18 protein-coding genes are annotated in these 22,041 nt (G+C 73.2%); 9 read left to right on the top strand and 9 right to left on the bottom strand.

Annotation, left to right across the window (positions count from 1 at the left end; genetic code table 11):
• Nucleotides 1-127: 127 nt before the first annotated feature.
• Genes ACZYRU_RS25250 through ACZYRU_RS25235 form a run of 4 tightly spaced genes read right to left on the bottom strand, consistent with a single transcriptional unit; the run spans nt 128 to nt 3,271 of the window.
• The gene (locus ACZYRU_RS25250) at nt 128-1,177 is read right to left on the bottom strand and encodes a hypothetical protein (RefSeq protein WP_488959868.1); all 1,050 of its coding nucleotides are present in this window, start codon (nt 1,175-1,177) and stop codon (nt 128-130) included.
• Nucleotides 1,177-1,884 (bottom strand): LrgB family protein, encoded by a 708-nt coding sequence (locus ACZYRU_RS25245; RefSeq protein ID WP_488959867.1) that lies wholly within the window; start codon nt 1,882-1,884, stop codon nt 1,177-1,179. Before ACZYRU_RS25245 ends, ACZYRU_RS25250 begins: the two co-directional genes overlap by 1 nt.
• Nucleotides 1,881-2,276, bottom strand: coding sequence for a CidA/LrgA family protein (locus ACZYRU_RS25240; RefSeq protein ID WP_488959866.1), 396 nt, complete (start codon nt 2,274-2,276; stop codon nt 1,881-1,883). The genes ACZYRU_RS25245 and ACZYRU_RS25240 overlap by 4 nt, the downstream gene beginning before the upstream one ends.
• Entirely contained in the window at nt 2,273-3,271 is a 999-nt protein-coding gene (locus ACZYRU_RS25235; RefSeq protein ID WP_488959865.1) for a pirin family protein, read from the bottom strand. Before ACZYRU_RS25235 ends, ACZYRU_RS25240 begins: the two co-directional genes overlap by 4 nt.
• A gap of 70 nt (nt 3,272-3,341) precedes the next feature.
• Here ACZYRU_RS25235 and ACZYRU_RS25230 point away from each other — a divergent pair, with 70 nt between their 5' ends.
• Nucleotides 3,342-4,457 carry a glycosyltransferase gene (locus tag ACZYRU_RS25230; RefSeq protein WP_488959864.1) on the top strand — a complete coding sequence of 372 codons (1,116 nt, stop codon included), beginning with the start codon at nt 3,342-3,344 and terminating at the stop codon, nt 4,455-4,457.
• A 79-nt stretch (nt 4,458-4,536) separates the two neighbouring features.
• Here the strand turns inward: ACZYRU_RS25230 and ACZYRU_RS25225 are convergent, their stop codons facing one another.
• A complete protein-coding gene (locus tag ACZYRU_RS25225; protein ID WP_488959863.1) occupies nt 4,537-5,571 on the bottom strand; it encodes a hypothetical protein in 1,035 nt (344 codons plus the stop codon).
• A 139-nt stretch (nt 5,572-5,710) separates the two neighbouring features.
• Nucleotides 5,711-7,249, bottom strand: coding sequence for a polyprenol phosphomannose-dependent alpha 1,6 mannosyltransferase MptB (mptB, locus tag ACZYRU_RS25220; protein WP_488959862.1), 1,539 nt, complete (start codon nt 7,247-7,249; stop codon nt 5,711-5,713).
• A 151-nt stretch (nt 7,250-7,400) separates the two neighbouring features.
• Between mptB and ACZYRU_RS25215 the strand changes: the two genes are divergently transcribed.
• From ACZYRU_RS25215 to ACZYRU_RS25190, 6 genes are all read left to right on the top strand, one after another.
• Nucleotides 7,401-8,207: a hypothetical protein gene (locus tag ACZYRU_RS25215; RefSeq protein WP_488959861.1), complete on the top strand. Its 807-nt coding sequence runs from the start codon at nt 7,401-7,403 to the stop codon at nt 8,205-8,207.
• A gap of 90 nt (nt 8,208-8,297) precedes the next feature.
• Entirely contained in the window at nt 8,298-8,768 is a 471-nt protein-coding gene (locus ACZYRU_RS25210; protein ID WP_488959860.1) for a nitroreductase family deazaflavin-dependent oxidoreductase, read from the top strand.
• A gap of 46 nt (nt 8,769-8,814) precedes the next feature.
• Nucleotides 8,815-11,361 carry an AMP-binding protein gene (locus tag ACZYRU_RS25205; RefSeq protein ID WP_488959859.1) on the top strand — a complete coding sequence of 849 codons (2,547 nt, stop codon included), beginning with the start codon at nt 8,815-8,817 and terminating at the stop codon, nt 11,359-11,361.
• The gene (locus ACZYRU_RS25200; RefSeq protein WP_488959858.1) at nt 11,358-12,371 is read left to right on the top strand and encodes an iron ABC transporter substrate-binding protein; all 1,014 of its coding nucleotides are present in this window, start codon (nt 11,358-11,360) and stop codon (nt 12,369-12,371) included. Before ACZYRU_RS25205 ends, ACZYRU_RS25200 begins: the two co-directional genes overlap by 4 nt.
• Nucleotides 12,372-12,445: 74 nt before the next feature.
• Nucleotides 12,446-13,900 (top strand): ABC transporter permease, encoded by a 1,455-nt coding sequence (locus ACZYRU_RS25195; protein WP_488959857.1) that lies wholly within the window; start codon nt 12,446-12,448, stop codon nt 13,898-13,900.
• On the top strand, nt 13,900-14,940 hold the full coding sequence (locus tag ACZYRU_RS25190) for an ABC transporter ATP-binding protein (protein ID WP_488959856.1): 1,041 nt from the start codon (nt 13,900-13,902) through the stop codon (nt 14,938-14,940). The genes ACZYRU_RS25195 and ACZYRU_RS25190 overlap by 1 nt, the downstream gene beginning before the upstream one ends.
• A 150-nt stretch (nt 14,941-15,090) precedes the next feature.
• Here ACZYRU_RS25190 and ACZYRU_RS25185 read toward each other — a convergent pair whose 3' ends face one another.
• Nucleotides 15,091-16,230: a response regulator transcription factor gene (locus ACZYRU_RS25185; RefSeq protein WP_488959855.1), complete on the bottom strand. Its 1,140-nt coding sequence runs from the start codon at nt 16,228-16,230 to the stop codon at nt 15,091-15,093.
• A complete protein-coding gene (locus ACZYRU_RS25180) occupies nt 16,230-17,357 on the bottom strand; it encodes a response regulator transcription factor (protein WP_488959854.1) in 1,128 nt (375 codons plus the stop codon). The genes ACZYRU_RS25185 and ACZYRU_RS25180 overlap by 1 nt, the downstream gene beginning before the upstream one ends.
• A 137-nt stretch (nt 17,358-17,494) precedes the next feature.
• On the opposite strand from ACZYRU_RS25180, the gene ACZYRU_RS25175 reads away from it, so the two are divergent.
• Nucleotides 17,495-18,868: an FAD-binding oxidoreductase gene (locus tag ACZYRU_RS25175; protein WP_488959853.1), complete on the top strand. Its 1,374-nt coding sequence runs from the start codon at nt 17,495-17,497 to the stop codon at nt 18,866-18,868.
• A 29-nt stretch (nt 18,869-18,897) separates the two neighbouring features.
• On the opposite strand, the gene ACZYRU_RS25170 is transcribed toward ACZYRU_RS25175, so the two are convergent.
• The gene (locus tag ACZYRU_RS25170; protein ID WP_488959852.1) at nt 18,898-19,947 is read right to left on the bottom strand and encodes a S66 family peptidase; all 1,050 of its coding nucleotides are present in this window, start codon (nt 19,945-19,947) and stop codon (nt 18,898-18,900) included.
• 148 nt (nt 19,948-20,095) lie between these two features.
• Here ACZYRU_RS25170 and ACZYRU_RS25165 point away from each other — a divergent pair, with 148 nt between their 5' ends.
• On the top strand, nt 20,096-21,622 hold the full coding sequence (locus tag ACZYRU_RS25165; RefSeq protein WP_488959851.1) for a sensor histidine kinase: 1,527 nt from the start codon (nt 20,096-20,098) through the stop codon (nt 21,620-21,622).
• The last annotated feature ends 419 nt before the right edge of the window (nt 21,623-22,041 follow it).

Here is a 22,041-nt window from a genome sequence, read left to right as displayed (position 1 = left end):
GCGCTTCGTCGGGCCCGCGACGTCCGACCACGGTCGTAAGTCGGCCGACGACGGTTCAACTACCGAATTCGTCGTGGAACCGACCGCTCGAGGACGAATCCGGTAGTTGAAACCCACCCACCAGCTCTCAGCGGTTGAGGTACGCCGACGCCTCGAGGTTCCACCGCGTCCGCGCCCGCTCCGCGACGTCCTCCCCGCGGGTCACCTCGACCAGGCTGCGGCTCCCGTCGTACGGGAGACCGCCGGAGCGGGTGAACTGCAGCATGACCCACAGCTGCGAGCCCGCTGGCTGGTCACGGAGCAGGTCGAGCTGGGCGCGAATCATCGGCCACAGCGGGTCGTCGGCGAGCCGCGGCTGCCTGGTGCGCGGTCCGGCGCCGTCGGGGAGCCGGACGTCGACCTGGACCTGGACCGCCCCGGCAGGCGGCTCGACCAGGTTGCCCGCGTCGTCGTACTCCTCCCCGAGCGCGCGGCGGCTGGGGTTCCCCACGAACCGCACCTCGGCCTCACCGCCGGTGACCAGGCGGGCGCTGTCGACGACCCGGTCGTACGCCGCCAGCAGCTCGGGCGTCAGCCGCGGCGAGGCACCCAGCGAGCCCGGTCGGCCCCACCAGTCCGTGTCGGGCGGCGGGTAGGCCGGACGGACCACGAGATCGGGGACGGAGGCGAGGTCGGGCTGGGTGGCGATCAGGGCGGCGGTCTCGCGCGGGGTGGGGGTGACCACGTCCCACTCCCCCTCCTCGATCGTGACCGGCAGGCCCAGCGTCGCGGTGGCCCGCACCAGCAGGTCGGCGTCGGCCCGGTTGCCGGCGGGGTCGCGGACCCGGCCGATGCCGGCGGCGCTGCCGTCGAGCCACGCGGCGTCGTGCAGCTCGGTGGTGCCGGCGCCGAGGAGGACCGCGGTCGTCACCTCGTCGTACTCCGGGGCCAGGCCCCGCTTCCACCGGGCCAGCTCGTCGAGCACGGCCGCGACCTGATCGGCGGTGGCGTCGGGCGCCATGTCGACGACGCCGTGGTAGCCGTAGTAGTCGGTGTCGAGCGCCACCCGCTGCAGCGCGACGTCCCGCACACCGGGGAGGTCCTCCAGGTCGGCGGTGGCGCCGGGGCCGGCGGCGGTGCCGCAACCAGCGACCAGGGTGAGGAGCACGACACCCACCAGTGCCCCGGCCCCGCGCATCAGAACAGGACCAGCGCCAGGAGCGGGACGAGCAGGCTGATCGCGAGCGCCGAGAGGCCCATGCCGAGGCCGGCGAAGGCGCCCTCGGTCTCGTCCTCGCGCAGCATCCGGGAGGCGCCGATGCCGTGCGAGACCGCGCCCACGGCGAGCCCGCGGGCGCGCCGGTCGCGGATGCGCAGCAGGTTCAGGGTCGCGGGGGCGATGACCGCGCTGATGATGCCGATGGCGATCGCGAACACCGCCGCCAGCGGCGGGATCCCGCCGAGGGTCTGGGTCAACGCGATGGCCACCGGTGTCGTCGCAGCCTTGGTGGCGAGGGTCTTCTCGAGGACCTCGTCGGCGCCGAGCAGGCGGGCGATCAGCACGGCGCTGACGATCGAGGTCACGGCGCCGGCGACGACCGCGACGAGCAGGGGTACGACGAACCCCTTGAGCCGGTCGGCCTGCCGGTGCAGCGGGATCGCGAGGGCCACCGTGGCCGGACCGAGCCAGAACGCGATCAGCTCGGTGGAGCTGCGGTAGTCGGCGTAGTCGACGTCGAGGACGGTGATCGCCAGGGCGGCCGCACCGATCGCGGGCAGCACCGGCTGGGCGAGCGCGTGCCCGCCGGTGCGGGCCTGGAGCCAGCGGCCGGCCTGGTAGCCGACCAGCGTGACCAGGAGCAGCGCCAGCGGGGAGCGGGCGAGGTCGAGCAGGTCGTCCTTCACGCGGCCTCCCCCGGCCTGCTCGGGCTGTCCCCGAGGTCGTCGCGCGGCGTGCCGAGCAGCCTCTCCAGGCCGACCGCCGTCCACGCGACGACCACGAGCCCGATCAGCCAGGACCCGAGGACCGCGGCCGCGATCGGCAGCGCGTGGTCGCGCAGCACCGCCAGGTAGACGACGATCCCGACGCCTGCGGGGACGAAGAAGAGCTGTAGGTGCCGCAGCAGCGCGGTGCCGGCGCGGACGATGGCGCCGTCGTCGCCGTAGCGCCGTAGCCGCAGGAACACGAAGAGCAGCAGCATCCCGGCGACCGGGCCGGGCACCGTGACGCCGAGGACGCGCACGACCACCTCCCCGAGCACCTGGAACGCGAGCAGCCAGGTGAGGCCTGCGATCACCGGCGTTCCTTGAGGCGGGCGTTGGGCAGCCCGGGCGCGGGGATCGGGCGCAGCGGCTGGTCGGGTACGACGCCGAAGCGGCCGGGTGCGACCTGCCGGCTGTCGGGCACGACATTGCCGTCGGGGCCGGTGATCTGCTGCTGCCAGGCGGCGCGGTACTCGACGACCTCCTCGTGGGTGCGGCCCACGAAGTTCCACCACATCACGATGGACTCGCCGAACGGCGGCCCGCCGAGCACGAGCAGCCGCGCGCCCTCGTCACCTGCGACCAGGACGAGCTCGTCACCACCGGGCGGGACGAAGGCGAGGTCCGCGACCTCGGCGTCGACGTCCCCCACCGACACGGAGCCGAGGTCGACGAGCACGCCGAGCTCGAAGTCCGGGTCGACCGGAACGTGCAGCGTCGTACCGGGGTCGAGGACCAGCTCGGCACCGAGCAGCGGGGTGAAGGTCGTGACGGGCGAGGTGTCGCCGAGCAGGGAGCCGAGGAAGACGTGGGCGCGCCAGCCCTCGCCGGCGACCTCGGCCGGGGCGTAGTGCTGGAAGCCGGGGTCGGTGTCGCGGTCGGCGTCCGGCAGCGCCACCCAGAGCTGGGCGCCGTGCAGCACCGTGGTCTCCGGCGTCGAGACCTCGGAGTGGCTGATGCCCTGCCCGGCGGTCATCAGGTTGACCTCCTGGGGCCGCACCATCGCGACGTTGCCCGCGCTGTCGCGGTGCTCGATCTCGCCGGTGAACAGCCAGCTCACCGTCTGCAGGCCGGTGTGCGGGTGCGGGGCGACCTCCATGCCGCCGCTCTCGCTGACCAGGTCGGGGCCGTAGTGGTCGAGGAAGCACCAGGCGCCGATCAGCGAGCGGTGCCGCTGCGGCAGCGTGCGCCGTACCGGCATCGCCCGGGGACCGCCGAGCGGGACCTCGCGCGGCTCCATCAGCTCGATGCCGGTGGCCTGCCGGCCCTCGCAGATCACCTCGTCGGGCTTGGCTTCCGGGTTGCTCATGCGTCCATCCTTCCGCGGCCGTCAACCGGCAGGTGGGCGAGGGTTCACCCGCTGCGGCGATGGTGTGCCCGTGCGGATCGCCCAGCTGGCCAACTTCGTCGGCGCGACCTCGGGAGGCATGCGGACTGCGATCGAGCAGCTCGGCCAGGGGTACGTCGCCGCCGGAGCCGAGCGCCTCCTCGTCATCCCGGGACCGGTCGACGCCGTACGGACGACGTCGCTGGGCGACGTGGTGCAGGTCCGCGCACCGCGCGTGGGCGGCGGGTACCGGCTGATCGTCGAGCCGTGGCGGGTCACCGAGGTGCTGGAGCGGTTCGCGCCGACCAGCGTCGAGTGGAGCGACAAGCTGACCCTGCTGCCGGTCGCGTGGTGGGCCCGCCGCAACGGCGTGCGCTCGGTGCTGCTGTCGCACGAGCGGATGGGCGACATGTTCGCGATGCGCACCGGCCTCGAGACCACCTCGAAGGTCTCGATCGGGCTGCTGAACCGGCTGATCGTGCGCAGCTTCGACACCGTGGTCGTGACGTCGGCGTACGCCGAGGGCGAGTTCCGCGCGGTCGCCGACGCCGCCGGCTGCCCGGTGTCGCGGGTGCCGCTGGGCGTGGACCTCGCGACCTTCCGGCCTGCTGCTGCTCGGGCGCAGGCGGGTGGCGAGCTGCGGCTGGTGCACGCCGGCCGGCTCTCGCGCGAGAAGTCCCCGCACCTGGCGGTCGCGACCGCCGTCGAGCTGCACCGGCGCGGGATCCCGCTGCGCCTGGACGTGCACGGCGAGGGCCCGCACCGCGACGAGCTCGAGGAGATCGCCGGCGACGCCCCCGTCCACTTCCACGGCTACGTCGACGGCCGGGCGGCCCTGCGCGACCGGCTCGCCGCCGCGGACGTCTCCCTGTCGGTGTGCCCCGGCGAGACCTTCGGCCTCGCCGTCCTTGAGGCCCTCGCCTGCGGCACCCCGGTCGTGACCGCCGACCGCGGCGGTGCGCGCGAGCTAGTCGACGCGTCGTGCGGGGCCTGGGGCGCGCCGTCGCCCGAGGCACTGGCCGACGCCGTGCTGCGGCTGCTCGAGCTGCCCGAGTCTCGACGTCGTACCGCTGCCCGGGCGCGGGCCGAGCAGTACGGCTGGGACCGCACCGTCGCCCGGATGCTGGCGCTGCACGCCGGCGACCGGGTCGGCGTGCTCAGCGCCTGAGCGCTTGTAACTAAGGGTTACGTCACGAAAACCGGTGCAACAACGCCCGGGTAGCAACCAGAGCACCCGGGTGGTCGGCTCAGGCCGAGCGTCGATCGCCGTACCGCAGACGAAGCTCGTCCGCCTCCCGGGCCAGCTCAGGACGGAGCTCGGCACCGAATCGCCGAACCGCCTCGGCGTGCGCACGCCGGATCCGGCCGATCGCCTCCGCACGGCGTCGTCCTCGCCAGATGTCGTCGTTGACCACGCGCACCACAACGAGGTCGCGATCGGTGACCGCGCGCTCCCGGACCTTCTCGTCGAACCACGTCTGCCGCGGATCGGCCGACAGCCCGCCGTCTGCCTCAGAGATGTACTTGACCTCGCCGTCGGCCTCGATCATCAGGTTGCCGACCCGCAGGTCGCACCACGCAACGCCTCGCGTCGTGCGAACCGGGAACTGCGTCTCCGGCTCACCGATCCCGGCCTCGATCACCAGCTCCCGTGCCAATGTCTCCAGAACGCTCTCGGCTCCCGGGTCCGCCAGAGCCACGGCCAGACGTGCGTCCTTCACGCCGGGCCAGTTCGTCATGACCTCGACCGCGCTCCAGAGCTCGGCGCGGCTGACGCCCCTCCTCATCGCGGCATCGCATGCGACGAGGCCGTGCCGGAACCCGTGTTCACGGCCGACGTCCACCGCCGTTCGAGCGAGGTTGAGTGCGCGAATGCCGTCCACGACGACCAGCTGTGCGGGATCGAACCGCGCCAAGTGGTGCTTGACGCCGTACTCGGTCCAGGCGTTCGTCCAGCCGGGCCGCGTCAGGTGGACGAGTGGGTTCGCCGGGCGGAGCATCGGGAGGTCCTGCAGGTGGCAGGACGAGTCGTGGCTCAGCACCCAGTCCCGCCTCGCTGCGAGGCCGGCGGCACGCGCGAGCAGCAACGGCCGCCCGACGTACTCGTCGAGCGCGTTCCAGACCTCAGTGGCAGTGAAGATCCCTCGCCGGAGTACGCGGAGTCGAGGTTCGCTGTCGCCTCGCCGTCGGCGCAGCATCGACCTGATCTGGCCTGGCCCGACGCCGAGGTCGTGGAGCTCGTGACGAGTGATCAGACCGCCGTTGGTGGCCATCGCGGCCATGACTCGAGGATTCATGGCTGGGCACGGTTGCCGCGGACGCCGTGGTCGACACATCGAGCTTCCGGGCCTGTGGATGGCCTCGTAGGACAGGCGCTCGTTCCGACCCGGAGACGGCTCGTCTACCCGGGCGCTGTGACCACTACCCGGGCGTTGTTGCACCGGTTTTCGTGCTGTAACCCTTAGTTACAAGAGGCGTGGCGAGCGGGGCGACGATCCGGGCCAGCCGCTCGCGGGCGGGTGGGGTGAGCAGCAGGACCGGCAGGAGCAGGGCGACGGTCATGCAGCCGATCACGATCGCGTAGTAGGCGCCGTGCAGCGAGGAGTCGAGCGGGGCGACCAGGCCGAGCAGCACGGAGACGGCGACGAAGGCGCCGGTGGCGTACCGCGGGAGCCGCTGGACGGCGAGGAACGGCGGGAGCAGCAGGAAGTACCAGAGGTGGACGACCGGCGAGAGCATCACGAAGGCGCCGCCGACGGTCGCAACGGCTGCGATCGCCGTACGACGCGAGCCGGTCTCCCAGCGCAGGGCGACCCACACACCGACCCCGAGCGAGGCGAGCAGGCCGGCGGCGCGGACGAGGTCACGGAAGAAGGCGGGCTCGGTGCCGAGGCCGAGGTGCAGGGCCAGCCAGTCGAGGACGCCGCCGACCAGGGTGGTGGCGGACAGCGGGGTGTTCACCTCGCCGGGGACGGTGAGGGCACGCAGCCAACCGTTGCCGATCCCGGTGACGACGCCGAGCCCGACGAGGGTGCCGACGGACACCGCACCGGCCGCGCCGAGCCGCCGCAGTCGCGTGGCCAGACCGGCGCCGACGGGCAGCGAGACCAGCACGATGCCCACGGCCACCAGACCTCCCGGCACCTTGACGCCCGCCGCGACACCGGCGAGCACGGCGCCCCAGGCCCACCCGCGCTCGACGGCGACCACGAGGGCGGCGGCCATCAGGCCGACCATGAGCAGGTCGTTGTGCAGGCCCGCGACCCCGTTGGCCATCATCAGCGGCGACACGATCACGAGCGCGGTCGCGACGGCCGGGTTGGCACCGCCCCACGCGGCCAGGCGCGGCACCGCCCAGGCCAGCAGGACCAGGCCGATCAGCGCGAACCCGCGGTGCGCGATCACCAGGATCCACGGGTTCCCGGTGATGTGGGCGACGGTCGCGCCGAGGAACACCGGCACCGGTCCGTACGGCGTCGCGGTGTCCCACCACAGCGGGTCGACGGCCTGCACGATCGGCGGACCGGTGATCCAGCCCGGCAGCGGGAGGAAGGTGTCGGGTGCCAGCGCACCCGGCCCGACGACGTACGGCGAGAGCCCGACCTCGGCGAGCTTGCCCTGCGCGGCGTACGACCAGCCGTCGCGGGAGAACAGCGGCGGGGCGAGCATCAGCGGCGCGGTCCACACGATCGCCGCGAAGCGCGCCAGGGCCACGCCCTCGACCGGGTCCGTGGTCTCGCGGTCACCGACCGCGACGGTGCGGCACAGCCGCAACCAGGCGTTCGCCACCAGGCCGAGGCCGACCAGGACCACCACCAGACCGGTCATCCGGCCCACCTCGTGGGCACGCAGCGCACCGAGGGTGCCGATGCGCAGCACCGGCGTCGAGGCCGGGAGGGTGGCGGTGACGAGTCCGCCGAGCAGCACGAGCAGGCTGCCGAGCGTTCCGCGAGCTATCACGGTCGGAAGGTAGGAGGACCCGGCATCAGTGGGTTGAACGGCCGGTCAACGGGGCAAGAACGCTCGCAATGCCGACTCGGAGGCACATTTCAGCACTAGATTGCTGCCACCCCCTGGGTGCGCTGGCGCACCCATGACACGAGGAGACCGCATGTCGTTCAACCAGCCGCCTCCGCCGCCTCCCCCGGGTGGCACACCGCCGCCCCCGCCGGGTGGGTACGGCGGTCCGCCGCCCCCGCAGCAGCCGTACGGCGCCGGCGGCGGCAGCCAGTGGGACCTCGGCGCCGCCCTCAGCTACGGCTGGTCGAAGTTCCAGGCCAACGCCGTGCAGCTGATCATCGCCACGCTGGCGATCCTCGGTGGCGCGATCGTGATCGGCGTCGTGTACTTCATCATCGGCTCCGCGATGAGCCCGGACTACGTGTGCGACAGCGACGTCCTCTTCGACTGCCACTACGAGGACGGCGCGCCCTTCCTCGTCCAGTTCGCCATCAACATCCTGCTCGGCATGCTCTTCTTCGTCTACGCACAGGTCGTCGGGTCCGGCATCATCCGCGGCGCGCTCGGCATCACCGAGGGTCGTGAGTTCCAGGCCGCCCAGGTCTTCAAGTTCGACAACATCGGCCCGGTGCTGGTCACCAGCCTGATCGTCGGCGCCGCGACCTTCGTCGGCACGATCCTGTGCATCATCCCCGGCATCATCGTCGCGTTCCTCACCAGCTACTCGCTGTTCTTCGTCGTCGACAAGAACATGGCGCCGATGGACGCGATCAAGGCCAGCATCGACCTGACCAAGAACAACCTCGGTCAGACGATCATCTGGTACATCGTCGGTGGCATCATCGCCGAGCTCGGCTTCGTGATCTGCGGTGTCGGTGCGCTGGTGTCGGTCCCGGTGGTCATCATCGGCACGGCCTACACCTACAAGAAGCTCACCGGCCAGCAGGTCGCCGCCTGACCGGCTGACCCGCTCGTCGTACGACGGGGCGTCCTCCACAGGAGGGCGTCCCGTCGTCGTTTTGGGAGAACACGTTCTAGGGTTCGCCCCATGGGCCTGTTCACCCCCGTCGCGATCAAGCTCGGCTCCCAGCCGTGGATGCCGGGGCTGCTCCCCCAGATCACCTGGACCGACCAGCACCTGCAGCGGCTCACGCGCCGCCGGGTGAGCCTGGTCGGGCTCGCCGGGCTGCCGAGCCTGCTGCTCACCGTGAAGGGTCGCAAGTCGGGCATCCCGCGCTCCACTCCGCTGCTGTGCGTGCCGTGGCAGGGCGGCTGGCTGATCGCCGGCTCGTCCTTCGGCGCCCCGAAGCCGCCGGTCTGGTCCGCGAACCTGCGCGCCGCGGACACGGTGGAGGTCGACCACAAGCGCCGCCACCACACCTGCACCTGGCGCGAGCTGACCGGGGACGAGAAGGCGAAGGCCTGGGCGCACATGGTGACCATCTGGCCCAACTACGACAAGTACGTCGAGTGGACCGACCGGGTGATCCCGGTCTTCCTGCTCACCCCGTCTCAGTAAGGGCAGGCTTTCCGCACCAAGGGCAGCCTTGCTTTAGCCTTCCCTCGTGGGGGAAGTCAGGGCAGCAGCTCAGGTCGCGGCGCGCATCGCCGACGACCTCGCGCGCCACGGTGAGCGCCCCGCCCTCCGGTCGGCGACCGGGACGCTGACGTACGCCGAGCTCGACCGCCGGGTCGCGACGGCCCGCGACCAGCTCGCCGCACTCGGCGAGGCCCAGCTGGTCCGACTCCGGCCCGCCCCGACGACGGAGCTCGTGGTGGCCTGGCTGGCCGCCCTCACCGGCGGGCACACCACCTTGCTGACCCACGACGACGGCCTGGCCCGCGCGTACGGCGCCTCGGTCGAGCACGCCGAGGGCCACTGGCTCACCACCGGGTCGAGGGCGCCGGCGCTGCACCCGGACCTGCGGCTGCTGCTGAGCACCTCGGGGTCGACCGGGTCGCCCAAGCTGGTGCGGCTGTCGGCCGACAACCTCGACACCAACGCGACCGCCATCGCGTCGTACCTCGGGCTCACGGGCGACGACGTCGCGCTGACGACGCTGCCGCTCGACTACTGCTACGGGCTGTCCGTGCTGCACAGCCACCTGCTGGCCGGCGCGACGGTCGTGCTCGACGACCGCTCGGTGACCGACCCGGCGCTGTGGGAGCGGGCCCGGGCCGAGGGCGTGACGTCCTTCGCGGGCGTGCCGTACACCTTCGACCTGCTCGGCACGGCCGGCTGGCCGGAGCTGCCGACGCTGCGCCAGGTCACCCAGGCCGGCGGCCGGCTCGCCCCCGACCGGGTCCGCGCGCTGGCCGGGCAGGGCGCGCGCGAGGGCTGGGAGCTGGTCGTGATGTACGGCCAGACCGAGGCCACCGCTCGGATGGCCTACCTGCCGCCCGAGCTCGCGGCCGACCACCCCGGCACCGTCGGCGTCGCGGTGCCCGGCGGAGCGTTCCGGATCGAGCCCGTCCAGGGCGCCGGCGACGGCGTCGGCGAGCTCGTCTACAGCGGACCCAACGTGATGATGGGGTACGCCGAGGCGCCGGGCGACCTCGCGCTCGGCTCCGGCCCCGACGAGCTGCGCACCGGCGACCTGGCGCGGTTCACGCCCGAGGGCCTGGTCGAGGTCGTCGGGCGCCGCTCGCGCTTCGCGAAGCTGTTCGGGCAGCGGATCGACCTCGACCGGGTGCAGACCCTGCTCGGCCTGGGCGGGTACGACACCGGCTGTGCCGAGTCCGCGGACGGGCAGCAGCTCGTGGTCGCCGTACCCGGCAGCCCGGACGTCGCCCACCTGGCCGACGTGGCTGCGGCCGCTGCCGATGGGACCGGCCTGCCCGCCCACGCGATCCGCGTCGTGGCGGTCGTGGACCTGCCGCGACTGCCCAACGGCAAGCTCGACCAGCAGGCGGTCGCGCGGCTGGAGAGCGCGCCGGTGCCCGTGGTCGACTCCCCCGAGGCCTCGATCGCGCGGCTCTACGCCCGGATCCTCGGCCACCCGCGGGTCGCGCCCGACCAGTCCTTCGTCGGCCTCGGCGGCGACTCGCTGTCGTACGTCGAGCTCTCGCTGCGCCTGGAGAACCGCCTCGGCCGGCTGCCCGCCGACTGGCCGAACCGGACGGTCGCCGAGCTCGCCGCCCGCCCGGCGCCCGGCGCTGCCCGACGCAACCCGGTCTGGGCGCGGGTCGACACCACGATCGTGCTGCGCGCGCTGGCGATCGTGCTGATCGTCGGCTCCCACACCAACCTGTGGGTGCTGCTCGGTGGCGCCCACGTGCTGCTCGCCGTCGCCGGCGTGAACTTCGCCCGGTTCCACCTCGCCGACGAGGCGCCACGCGAGCGGGTCCGCCGGGTCGCCCGGGCCGCCGCGCGGGTCGCCGTCCCGTCGGTGCTGTGGATCGGCGCGGTCGCGCTGATCAGGGGCGAGCCGGGCTGGCGGACCGTGTTCCTGCTCAACGACCTGCTCGGCTCCAGGGACTGGTCCGAGCCTGCCTGGTACTACTGGTTCATCGAGGTCGTCCTCCTGCTCACCGTCGGCGCGGGGCTGCTCACCGCCGTGCCGCGGGTGATGGCGTTCGAGCGCCGCCACCGCTTCCCGCTGGCGCTGGGGCTGGCCGTCGTCGCACTCGTCCCGCGCTACGCGGCCACCCTGGCGTCGTACGACGGCGACGTCATCCACTCCACGCTCTTCGTCGCCTGGCTCTTCCTGGCCGGGTGGGCAAGCGCCGTCGCGCGCGGGCCACGCGACCGGGCGCTGGTGACCGCGGTGCTGGTCGCCGGCTGTTGGGGCTTCACCGGCGACACCGCGCGGGACCTGCTGATCATCGCGGGCGTGGTCGTCCTCGTGTGGGTGCGGACCGTGCCGTGGCCGCGGCTGCTGGTCGGCCCCACCGGCGTGGTCGCGAGCGCGTCGCTCTACGTCTACCTGACCCACTGGCAGGTCTACCCGTGGTTCGAGACCCGCTGGCCGCTGGGCGGGCTGCTCGCCTCGCTGGCGGTCGGCGTCCTCGCCTGGCAGGTCGTCAACCGCGTGTCCGCACGGGTCCCGTCCCTGCGGCTGCCCCTGTCTCACTACGCTCCCGTCCAACCAACCGATGAGGAAGTCCGATGAACGTCAAGCTCCTCCGCACGGGTCTCGCCATCGCGGGCCTCACCCTGGTCGCGCCCTTCCTGGCGGCCTGCGGCGACGACGAGCCGACGCTGGTGGTCTACAACGCCCAGCACGAGCCGCTGCTGAAGGAGCTCGCGCCGGAGTTCACCAAGGAGACCGGCATCAAGGTCGAGCTGCGCAACGGCAAGGACCTGGAGATGTCGAACCAGATCATCGCCGAGGGCAAGGCGTCGCCCGCCGACGTGTTCCTCACCGAGAACTCGCCCGCCATGTCGCAGGTCGAGGCGGCCGGGCTGTTCGACAAGCTGCCGTCCGACGTCCTCGACGTGATCCCCGAGCAGTACCGCCCGCGCAGCGGCCTGTGGACCGGCTTCGTGGCCCGCTCGACGGTCCTGGTCTACAACACCGACCAGGTCCAGGAGTCCGAGCTGCCCGCCTCGCTGCTCGACCTCGCCAAGCCGGAGTGGAAGGGACGGATCTCGTTCTCCCCCACCGGTGCGGACTTCCAGGCCATCGTCGCCGCCGTCCTCGAGCTCGAGGGCGAGGAGGCCACCAAGGCCTGGCTCGAGGGCATCAAGGCCAACGGCAAGGTGTACGACGGCAACAACCTCGTGCTGGAGGCGGTGAACTCCGGTGAGGTCGAGGTCGGCATCGTCTACCACTACTACTGGGAGCGCGACCGCAAGGAGAACGGCGACGTCAGCGACCACTCCGCGCAGCACTACTTCACCGGCGGCGACCCGGGCGCCTTCGTCAGCGTCTCCGGCGCCGGCATCCTGAAGTCGAGCGACATGAAGCCCGAGGCCCGCAAGTTCGTGAAGTTCCTCGTGGACCGCAAGGGCCAGCAGATCCTCGCCGACAGCTACGCGCTGGAGTACCCGCTCAACCCGGACGTCCAGCTCGAGGGCGTCAGCAAGCCGTTCAACGAGCTGCAGCCGCCGCAGGTCAACGTGTCCGACCTGGACGCCAAGTCGGTCGTCGACCTCCTGGAGGAGGTCGGCTTCCTCTGAGCCTGCGCTCCGCGTCGACCCGCTCGACCCCCGTCCTCCTCCTCGTCGGGCTGGCGATCGCCGGCCTGGCCCTGGTGCCGCTCGGCTACGTCCTGTGGACCACGGCCGAGCTCGGCCGCGCCGAGGCCGTCGACTTCCTGTGGCGACCCCGGATCGGGGAGCTGCTGTGGAACACGACCCGGCTGCTGGTCGTGGGGGTGCTGACGAGCGTCGTGGTCGGCGTGGCGGGGGCGTGGGTGGTCGAGCGGACCGACGTACCGGGTCGGGGGTGGTGGCACGGCCTGCTGTGCGCACCGCTCGCCGTGCCCGCGTTCGTCAACGGCTTCGGCTGGGTCTCCACGACGCACGCGGTGCAGTCGTACCCGGGCGCGGTGATGGTGGTGACGCTGTCCTACTACCCGCTCGTCTACCTGCCGACGGTCGCGGCGCTGCGCCGCCTGGACCCGGCCGTCGAGGAGGTCGCGACCGCGCTGGGCAAGGGACCGTGGCAGGTGTTCTTCCGGGTCACCCTGCCCGCGATCTCCCCCGCCGTGCTCGGCGGTGCACTGCTGGTGGGTCTGCACCTGCTGGCGGAGTACGGCGCCCTGCAGCTGCTCAACTACCCGACCCTGACGACCGCGATCCTGCAGCAGTACGCCACGGTCTTCAACGGCCCCGAGGCGACGCTGCTGGCGCTCGTGCTCGTCACGTTCTGCCTGCTCCTGCTGGGCATCGAGCTGCTGCTGCGTGGTCGCCGGCCCCGCTCGCGCGTGGGTGCCGGAACCAGCCGGCAGTTCGCCCGGGTCGGGCTGGGGCGGCGCCGGCCCTTCGTGGTGATCGGTCTGGCCGGCCTGGCGGTCTGGGCGCTCGGCGTACCGCTGGCTGCGCTGGTGCGCTGGCTGGTCCGCGGCACCTCCACCGGGCTCGAGACCGGCGAGCTGACCAGCGCGCTCGGCAACACCCTCCTGCTCGCGGTGCTCGCCGGTGCGCTCACCACCGCCGCCGCGATCCCCGTCGTGTGGCTGGCCGTGCGGCACCGCGGCTGGGTCACGACCGCGATCGAACGCAGCGTCTACACCGCCAGCGCGATGCCGGGCATCGTGATCGCCCTCGCGCTGGTGACGGTGTCGATCCGCGTGGTGCCCGACCTCTACCAGACCCTGCTGCTGCTCCTCGTCGGCTACCTCATCCTGTTCCTGCCGCGGGCCGTGGTCAGCGTGCGCGGCACCTTCGAGCTGGTGCCGCCCGGACTCGAGGAGGTGGCCCGCAGCCTGGGCTGCTCCGGGACGGCCGTGGCTCGCCGGGTGACCCTGCCGCTCGTCGTACCCGGTCTGGCGTCGGGCGCCGCCCTCGTCGCCCTCGCCGTGTCCACCGAGCTCACCGCCACGCTGCTGCTCGCGCCGCTCGGCACCGAGACGCTCGCGACGAAGTTCTGGTCCGACGCGTCCTCGATCGCGTACGGCGCCGCGGCGCCGTACGCCCTCGCCCTGATCGTCCTGTCCGTCCCGTCCACGTGGCTGCTCGCCCGCCTCAGCGCAAAGGGGCACTGATGTCCGCACTCGAGATCCGCGGCCTGGCGGCCGGGTACGGCCGCACCACGGTGCTCCAGGGACTCGACCTCCACGTCGGGTCCGGCGTGACCGCGATCCTCGGCTCGTCGGGCTGCGGCAAGACCACGCTGCTGCGGGCGGTCGCGGGCTTCGTCGAGCCCACCGCCGGCACCATCGCGGTCGCCGGCCGGCCGGTCGTCGACGGTCCGCGGCGGGTCCCGGCGCGCGACCGCGGCATCGGGTACGTCCCCCAGGAGGGCGCGCTCTTCCCCCACCTGACGGTGGCCCGCAACGTCGCCTTCGGCCTCCCGCGCGCCCGGCGCCGCGACGCCGCCGCCGTGGTCGCCGAGGCGCTGCAGCTGGTCGAGCTCGATCCCGCACTGGCCGAGCGCTACCCCCACGAGCTGTCCGGCGGCCAGCAGCAGCGGGTCGCCCTCGCCCGGGCACTGGCCCCGCGTCCCGCGCTGGTGCTGCTCGACGAGCCCTTCTCCTCGCTCGACGCGTCGCTGCGCGAGGAGACCGGCCGCGCGGTGGTCCGGGCGCTGCGCGCGGCCGGGGCGGCCGCCGTGCTCGTGACGCACGACCAGGGCGAGGCCCTGTCGCTCGCCGACCAGGTCGCGGTCATGGTCTCCGGCCAGTTCCTCCAGGTCGCCCCGCCCGCGTCGGTCTATCTGACGCCCGCGGACCCCCGCGTCGCCGCGTTCATCGGCCACGCCACGCTGCTGCCCGGCGAGGTGCTCGCGGACGGTCGTGGGCGGTGCGCGCTCGGGGAGGTGGCGCTGCGCGCGGGTGGGCCGACCGTGGGAGCGGCCCGGTTCGCCGTACGCTCCGAGCAGCTGCAGGTCCGCTCGTCCGGATCGACCGACGGGGTGCCGGGCGAGGTCGTCGACGTCAGCTTCTTCGGCCACGACGCCACGATCCGGGTGCGGCTCGCGTCGGGCGAGCAGGTCACCGCCCGTACGCCCGCCGACACGGTCCCCGCTGCCGGCGACCGCGTCCAGGTCGCGGTGACGGGTGAGGTCACCGCATTCGCGGACTGATCTGCCTGCCGCAGTAACACGCCGTCCACCCGTCTGGTCGGCGGTTCTCAGCACGACACGCCGTCAGACGGCGCCCGGTTCTGCTGAGAACTGCCAGGTAGTCAGGTGGACAACGTGTTACAGCACCACCGCCGACCGGACCCAGGACCCTCAGGCGTACCAGCCGGACGGCCCGATCTCCTCGCCCATCCGCGGCACGTACTGGTCGAAGAACACCCGCGCGATCAGCTCGCGGCGTGACCGCACGCCGGCCTTGTCGAAGACCGCCTTCAGGTGGTCCTGGACGGTGTACGCCGACAGGTGCAGCGTGCGCCCGATCTCCTGGGTGCCGACACCCTGCAGCACCAGCTGGGTGACGTCGCGCTCGCGCGGCGTCAGCCCGAAGGCGGCGACGACGAGGCCGACGATCTCGGGCGGGCGGGCCTCCTCGATGGTGATCACGACGTCGCCGTCGTGATCGCCGGTGCTGCTGAGGGGGCCGGCCTGGAGGATCAACCATCGGCCGAGACGGGTGCGGGCACGGCAGCGGGGCAGCACCGTCGAGTCGCCCCGGGCATAGCGGCGAGCCGCGCCGACCAGGCCGGACAGAAGGGCGACGGGGATCCCGGCGTGGGGGTCGCGGGCGAGCTCGCGCAGGCGGTGCTCGGCGGTGGGGGTCATCTGGGCGATCCGGTACCCGGCGCCGATGATGACGACGGCCGGACCGGGCAGCTCGATGGTCCCGTCGTCGGGCTCGTCGACCTCGGCCAGCCGGGCCATCAGGCCGGCGCGCACGCCACGGGCGAAGGCAGGCGCGAGGGAGGCGAGGAACTCGATCTCGGCGTTGTCGAAGGGCCGGTCGTCGGCGCCGCGCATGAGGCCCATGCCGCCCCAGACCTCGGTGCCCTCGCGGAAGACCAGGCGGGCCTCGTCGGCGTGGCCGTAGTGGAGCAGGTGGTACGACGCGATCCGCATCGACCGCTCGACGTCGCCGCCGGTCTGCAGGAAGACTCCGGCCGCCGGGCGCTCCGCGGTCGCGAGCTCGGTGAAGGACGTCGCCTCCGGGCTGCCGTACTCGAGCAGGCCGAACTCGTCGTCGCGCGGGTCCTGGGTGAGCAGGTGCCCGAACTTGCGGTCGCTGGTCAGCAGGAGGGTGCGCGGGTCGTGGGTGCCGACGCAGGCGCTCACCCACGGCACCGCCCGCCGCAGCGACTCCACGGCCTCCACCAGGAACGAGTCGAGGTCGAGGCCGGCCTGGGCGACGACACCGACGTCCTGGCGCACCCGCTCGCGGGTCAGCGTCGTGGCCATCAGGCGAACCAACCGGAGGGGGCCAGCTCGCTGCCCATGCGGGGGACGTACTGGTCGAAGTAGACCCGCGAGATCAGCTCACGCCGCGAGCGCACCCCGGCCTTGTCGAAGACGGACTTGAGGTGGTCCTGGACGGTGTACGCCGACAGGTGCAGCGTGCTGGCGATCTCCTTGGTGTCGACGCCCTGCAGCACCAGCTGGGTGACGTCGCGCTCGCGGGGCGTGAGGCCGAAGGCGGCGACGACGAGCGCCACGATCTCCGGCGGCCGGGCCTCCTCGATCGTGATCACGACGTCACCCTCGCGGTCGCGGAAGGTGCTCAACGGACCGGCCTGGAGGACCAGCCACATGCCGCCGGCGGTGCGCAGCCGGCAGCGCGGCGGGGCGGGGATCTCGCCCCGTGCGTAGCGGCGGGCCGAGGCGATGAGCGCGGCCACCGGGGAGACCGGATCGGGGTGGGTGGGGCTGCCGGCCAGCTCGCCGAGCCACTGCTCGGCGGTCGGCGTCATCTGGGTCGCCCGGTCGTCGGGACCGACGATGATCACGGCGGGCCCGGGGCCGGGCGCCGGCGCGACCACGTCGGCCATCCGGGTGAGCACGCCGGCGCGGACGCCGCGGGCGAACATGCCGGTGAGCGAGGCGAGGAAGTCCACCTCCTCGGCGTCGAACGGACGGTCGTCGGGGCCGCGGAAGAGCGCCGCGGCGCCCCACATCTCCCGGCCGTCGCGGAAGGCCACCCGGGCCTCGTCGCCGATGCCGAAGCGCGGCACCATGAACCGCTCCATCCGGGCCGAGCGCTCGACCTCACCGCCGTGGACGAGGTGCACGCCGGCCGCGTCGGTCTCGGTGCGGACCAGCTCGCTGAACGCGGTGGTCTCGACGTCGCCGTACTCGATCAGCGCGAACTCGTGGTCGTGCTCGCTCTCGCCCGCGAGGGCGCCGTACTTCCGACCGCTGGTGAGCAGGTGGGTCCCCGGGTCGTGGGTCGCCACGCAGGCGCTCTCCCACGGTACGGCGCGGCGCAGCGACGCCATCGCCTCCTCGAGGAAGGTCTCGAGGTCCAGGCCGGCGCGCGCCACCACGTCCACGTCCTGGCGCACGCGCTCAGCGGTCAGTCCTCGGGCCATGCGAGCAGTGTGGCGGATGCACCCGGGGGTGCGTATCCCACTTTTCTGGGGAAGTCCCGATCCCAGTCGTCAGCACGCTCAGGACCACCGGGAATGGGGATGGTCCGCGCCTGTCCTCGGACCGGAGGGTGGGCGCCATGACCACCACCACCCCTGACCTCACCTCCCTGACCCGGCTCGGCGCCGGGTGCGAGCTCCACCTCCCCGGCGACGACGGGTACGACGTGGCCCGCACCCCGTGGAACCTGGCCGTCGACCAGCGGCCCGCCGCGGTCGCCGTACCGCGCACCGTGGCCGAGGTGCAGGCGGTCGTCCGCGCCGCGGCCGCCGCCGACCTGCGGGTCGCACCGCAGAGCACCGGCCACGGCGCCGCGCCGCTCGTCGAGGGCGCCCTCGACGACGTCGTCCTGCTCCGCCTGCACGCCCTGACCGGCGTCACCGTCGACCCGGCGACCCGCATCGCGCGGGTCATCGGCGGCACCCTGTGGGAGGACGTCGTCACCGCTGCGGCCCCGCACGGACTGACCGCTTTGCACGGGTCCGCCCCCGACGTGGCCGTCGCCGGCTTCGCGCTCGCCGGCGGGCTGTCCTTCTACGGTCGCCAGCACGGTCTCGCGGCCGGCTCGATCCGTGCCGTCGAGGTCGTGACCGCCGACGGTGCGCTGCGTCGCCTGAGCGCCACCGAGGAGCCGGACCTGTTCTGGGCGGTGCGCGGCGGGGGCGCCAACGTCGGCGTCGTCGTCGCCATCGAGCTCGAGCTGCTGCCGTACGCCGACGTGTACGCCGGCATGCTGCTGTGGGACCGTGAGCGGGCCCCCGAGGTGGTCCGGGCGTGGGTCGAGTGGACCCGCACCGCGCCGGAGTCGGCGACCACCTCGCTGCGGGTGATGAGCTTCCCGCCACTGCCCGAGCTGCCGCCGTTCCTGTCCGGGCGCGACATCGTCGTCATCGACGGCGCCGTGCTCGAGACCGACGAGGACGCCGCCGCGGTGCTCGCGCCGCTGCGAGCGCTGGAGCCCGAGATGGACACCTTCGGGCGGATCCCGACGACGGACCTGCTCCAGGTCCACATGGATCCGCCGGGACCGTCGCCGGCGGTCGCGGACCACAGCGTCCTGGGCTCCCTGGACGACGCCGCGGTCGAGGTCTTCCTCGAGCAGGTCGGCCCGGGCACCCGCAGCGGGCTGATGTTCGCCGAGCTGCGGCACCTGGGCGGGGCGTTCGGCGTACCGGACCCGGACGGGGGCGTGCTGTCCCACGTGCCCGGCGAGTACGCGCTCTTCTGCGTCGCGATGGCCCCCACCCCGCAGGCGGCGGTCGCGGGCCGGGCCGCGGCCTTCACGGTCGTGCGCGCGCTGGGCGCCTGGTCGCGGACCAGCCTGGTGCCGACGTTCGCCGAGACGCGGGTCGACCCCAGCCGGTTCTACGACGGCGAGGACTGGGCGCGTCTGTGCCGGCTCCGCGACGCCGTCGACCCCGACCGGCTGCTGGTGGCCAACCACGCGATCTGAGCCCGGCCGGAGCCCGGGTGTGGGTCGGCTCAGCCGAAGTCGGCCCACACCCGGCGGGCGGCGCCGTCGACCGTGACGGCTCCTCCGTGGGGGAGGATCCACTGCGGTCTCGTGTGCCCGAACGGGATGCCGACGCAGACGACGGCACCGGGGTTGTAGCGGGCCACCTGCTCGAGCACGACGTCGCGCTGCGCGGCCCGCAGCGCCGCCCGCTCCGCCGCGTCTGGTCGTCGGGCGAGGTCCGAGACCGGAGGACGGGCGACCAGGACCGCGTCGACCGCGGCGAGCAGGCCCCGCTCCCCCAGGGCGCGCACGATCCAACCGACCTCGCGGGCGGGGAGCAGCTTCTCCGAGGTCTCCAGCAGCATCACGCCGCCGGCCAGTGCGTCCGGCTCCGCGCGGAACCGTCCCGCGGCGAGCACCCACTGGAGCACCTCGATGCACCCACCCCAGGTCGGTCCGGTCACGGCCCGGTCCGGGCCCGACCAGCTCCACGGCTCGGTGGGCTCCCGGTCGCCGTACTCCGTGAGGGCGCGGGGGTCGTTCCAGTCCCGGCCGACGTCCTCGGACTCCTCCGGGTCGGTCACCTCCAGCCGGCCGCCGTCGAGGAGCGCCGCGCGCAGCGAGACCGCGTGCACGGGGTCGAGACCGGGGCCCGGCCCGAGGTGCACCTGCGTGGACCCGCCGTAGAAGCTGGCGATGCCGAGCGACCAGAGCCACTGGTGCAGGTTGGTGTTGTCGCTGGTGCCGAGGAACGGCTTGGGGTCGCGACGGGCCGCCTCCGCGTCGAGGAGGGGTACGACGGTGATCTGGTCCTCGCCGCCGATCGTGGCGAGGATCGCCCGCACCTCCGGGTCGGCGAGGGCCTGGTTCAGATCGGCGGCCCGCTGCTCGGGCGACGCCCCGAGCAGGCGGGTCGTGGGGTACTCCACCGGCACCAGTCCGGTCACCTCGGCGAGCCGCTGCATCGCCTGCTCGTGCACGGCCGGCGCGAACCCCGGAGCGGCGAAGGACGGCGACAGCACGGCGACCTTGTCGCCGGCACGGGCCTTGGGCGGGTGGACCAGTGCGCGGGTCATGAGGCCAGCCAAGCACGCCGCGAGCCGGGACACCGGACCGAGCAAGCGTGGCCCGGACATGCCATCCCTCGGATCCGAGGGGACCGTGGGAGGTGACCAATCGGGCCGATCCGCCCCGGGACTGAGGAGGGCTGTCCACAATGGAGGAGTGACGGCGCACCAGGGGGGCCGTCGGGACGGTGGCCCGTCGAGGGCTCCCTTCCGGCGGTGGATCCGCCGCGGCGAGCGCACGGGGACGCACTCGTCGTGGTGGTGGAGTGCTGCGCTTGCAGGCCTGCTGCTCTACCCCTACCTGGTCGTCGTGATGCTCGGCGACCCGGACGGCGAGCGGGTCGTGCTCGCCGGGCACGCGGTGATGCTGCTGTCCGACCTGCTGCTGCTCGGTGCGGGCATCGCGATGGCCGTCGACGCCCGGCTGATGTTCGACGGCCTGCGCGGCAGCATGGCCGTCGCCGCAGTCATCGTGGCGCTCCAGGACGCACCGCTCGAGGTGCTCGGCATGATCGACCGGGCGCTGAGCCCGCTCTCCTTCCGGCTGACCAACGGGCACCTGGTCACCGTGCTGATCGTGCTGGTCGTGATCCACCGGGGCCGGAAGGCCGCCGTACCGGGGAAGCACCTGGTGCTGACCGGGGTCGTGCTCGGCCTGACCGCGGCAACCATCACGCTCGGCGGGTACCGCCTCGTGCAGGAGTCCATCCACGACTCGGGGGTCCTGGGCACCGGCGACCCGGTCGACTACACGATCATGGCGATGATCGGCCTGGTCATGGCGACCGTCGGGCTGCAGCTGGCCACCTCGTCGCTGCCCGGGTGGGCAGCGGCCCGGATCGGCGCCGGGATGCTCGCGATCTTCGCCGCCCGGCTCTACTCGACGCTCGTCGACGCCATGACGCCGACGCCGGTCGCGGTCGTCGGCGTGGCCCTGTTCAGCGCCCTCATCGCGACCACCGCGTCCTCCCTGCTGCGCGTCGCGCTGGAGCAGATGGACGCGCGGGTGGCCCGCTACGCCCACCTGGCCGCGGAGGCCGAGGCGGAGGTCAAGCAGGACCGCGAGGTCGCCCACGAGGTCCGCTCGGCCGCCGCGGGCCTCGCCGCCGGCGCCCGGCTGCTGGCCAGCGGCCAGATCCCGCCCGGGCCCCGCCGTACCGCACTCGAGAAGATGGTCGACATCGAGGCGGCGCGGCTGCGTCGTACCGTCGCCTCCCAGCAGGGCCCGATGACCACCGTCGACGTCGACGCCGTCGTGTCGCCCTTCGTGGTCGCCCAGGCCGCCCTCGGCCACCACGTGGCCTGGACCCCCGGCGGGCACCGCGTGCGCGCCCGCCAGGACGCCCTCGCCGAGGCGCTCGGCACCCTCATCACCAACGCCGCCGACCACGCCGACGGCCTGGGCACCACCATCACCTCGCGGCGCAGGGGCGAGCACGTCGAGATCCTCGTCTCCGACGCCGGCCCCGGACTCGACCCGGCCGTGCGCGAACGGCTGTTCTCGTGGGGCAGCCACGGACGCGCCTCCGGCGGCCAGGGCATCGGGCTGCACCGCGCCCGCCGGATCCTGCTCGAGCAGGGCGGGACGCTCGAGCTGGGCGAGGCGCCGGTGGGTGGTGGGACGACGTTCGTCATCCGGTTGCCGCGGGCGCGGTTGCCGGAGGAGGACCACGGGCTGGGGTGATGACCGGGTTGCCGCGACGTCCGGACGGAGATCGGATGCAGTCTTCGCCAACAGGGGCTGGGAGGCGGCAGATTCCGCGGTCGGACGCCATGCGCGGCCGTCTTCACCGGTCAAGGCCAACCTCGACGCCTTCGCCTCACGATGGGTCCAGCTCATGGGCCACGTCTGCCGCTGGCCCCAGCAAGCGAACCAGACCTTTGCCCGGCGCGCGCCACTGCCGCGGGTTGGCGGGCACCGACCCCTTGCGGTCGAACATATGTTCGAATAGGATGAGCGCATGTCTTCTCTCGGGTGTGATGTCTCAGGAGATCCCTGACAGTTCTGTATCAGGACATCCCTGACAGAAGGTGTCTCAAGACTTCCCTGACACTTGTCCGGGGCCGCGGCCTCCGGGTGGTCGGCCATTGCCGACGTATCGC

Source organism: Nocardioides sp. F233 (genome assembly GCF_057813895.1).
This window is presented reverse-complemented; position numbering and strand designations above follow the sequence as displayed.

Excerpts from the sequence above, each read along its gene's own strand:
- ACZYRU_RS25235 (WP_488959865.1), bottom strand. The coding sequence starts at position 3,271 with ATGAGCAACCCGGAAGCCAAGCCCGACGAGGTGATCTGCGAGGGCCGG.
- ACZYRU_RS25175 (WP_488959853.1), top strand. The coding sequence starts at position 17,495 with ATGACCACCACCACCCCTGACCTCACCTCCCTGACCCGGCTCGGCGCC.
- ACZYRU_RS25170 (WP_488959852.1), bottom strand. The coding sequence starts at position 19,947 with ATGACCCGCGCACTGGTCCACCCGCCCAAGGCCCGTGCCGGCGACAAG.
- ACZYRU_RS25185 (WP_488959855.1), bottom strand. The coding sequence starts at position 16,230 with ATGGCCACGACGCTGACCCGCGAGCGGGTGCGCCAGGACGTCGGTGTC.
- ACZYRU_RS25190 (WP_488959856.1), top strand. The coding sequence starts at position 13,900 with ATGTCCGCACTCGAGATCCGCGGCCTGGCGGCCGGGTACGGCCGCACC.
- ACZYRU_RS25250 (WP_488959868.1), bottom strand. The coding sequence starts at position 1,177 with ATGCGCGGGGCCGGGGCACTGGTGGGTGTCGTGCTCCTCACCCTGGTC.
- ACZYRU_RS25200 (WP_488959858.1), top strand. The coding sequence starts at position 11,358 with ATGAACGTCAAGCTCCTCCGCACGGGTCTCGCCATCGCGGGCCTCACC.
- ACZYRU_RS25215 (WP_488959861.1), top strand. The coding sequence starts at position 7,401 with ATGTCGTTCAACCAGCCGCCTCCGCCGCCTCCCCCGGGTGGCACACCG.
- ACZYRU_RS25210 (WP_488959860.1), top strand. The coding sequence starts at position 8,298 with ATGGGCCTGTTCACCCCCGTCGCGATCAAGCTCGGCTCCCAGCCGTGG.
- ACZYRU_RS25180 (WP_488959854.1), bottom strand. The coding sequence starts at position 17,357 with ATGGCCCGAGGACTGACCGCTGAGCGCGTGCGCCAGGACGTGGACGTG.
- ACZYRU_RS25225 (WP_488959863.1), bottom strand. The coding sequence starts at position 5,571 with ATGGCCGCGATGGCCACCAACGGCGGTCTGATCACTCGTCACGAGCTC.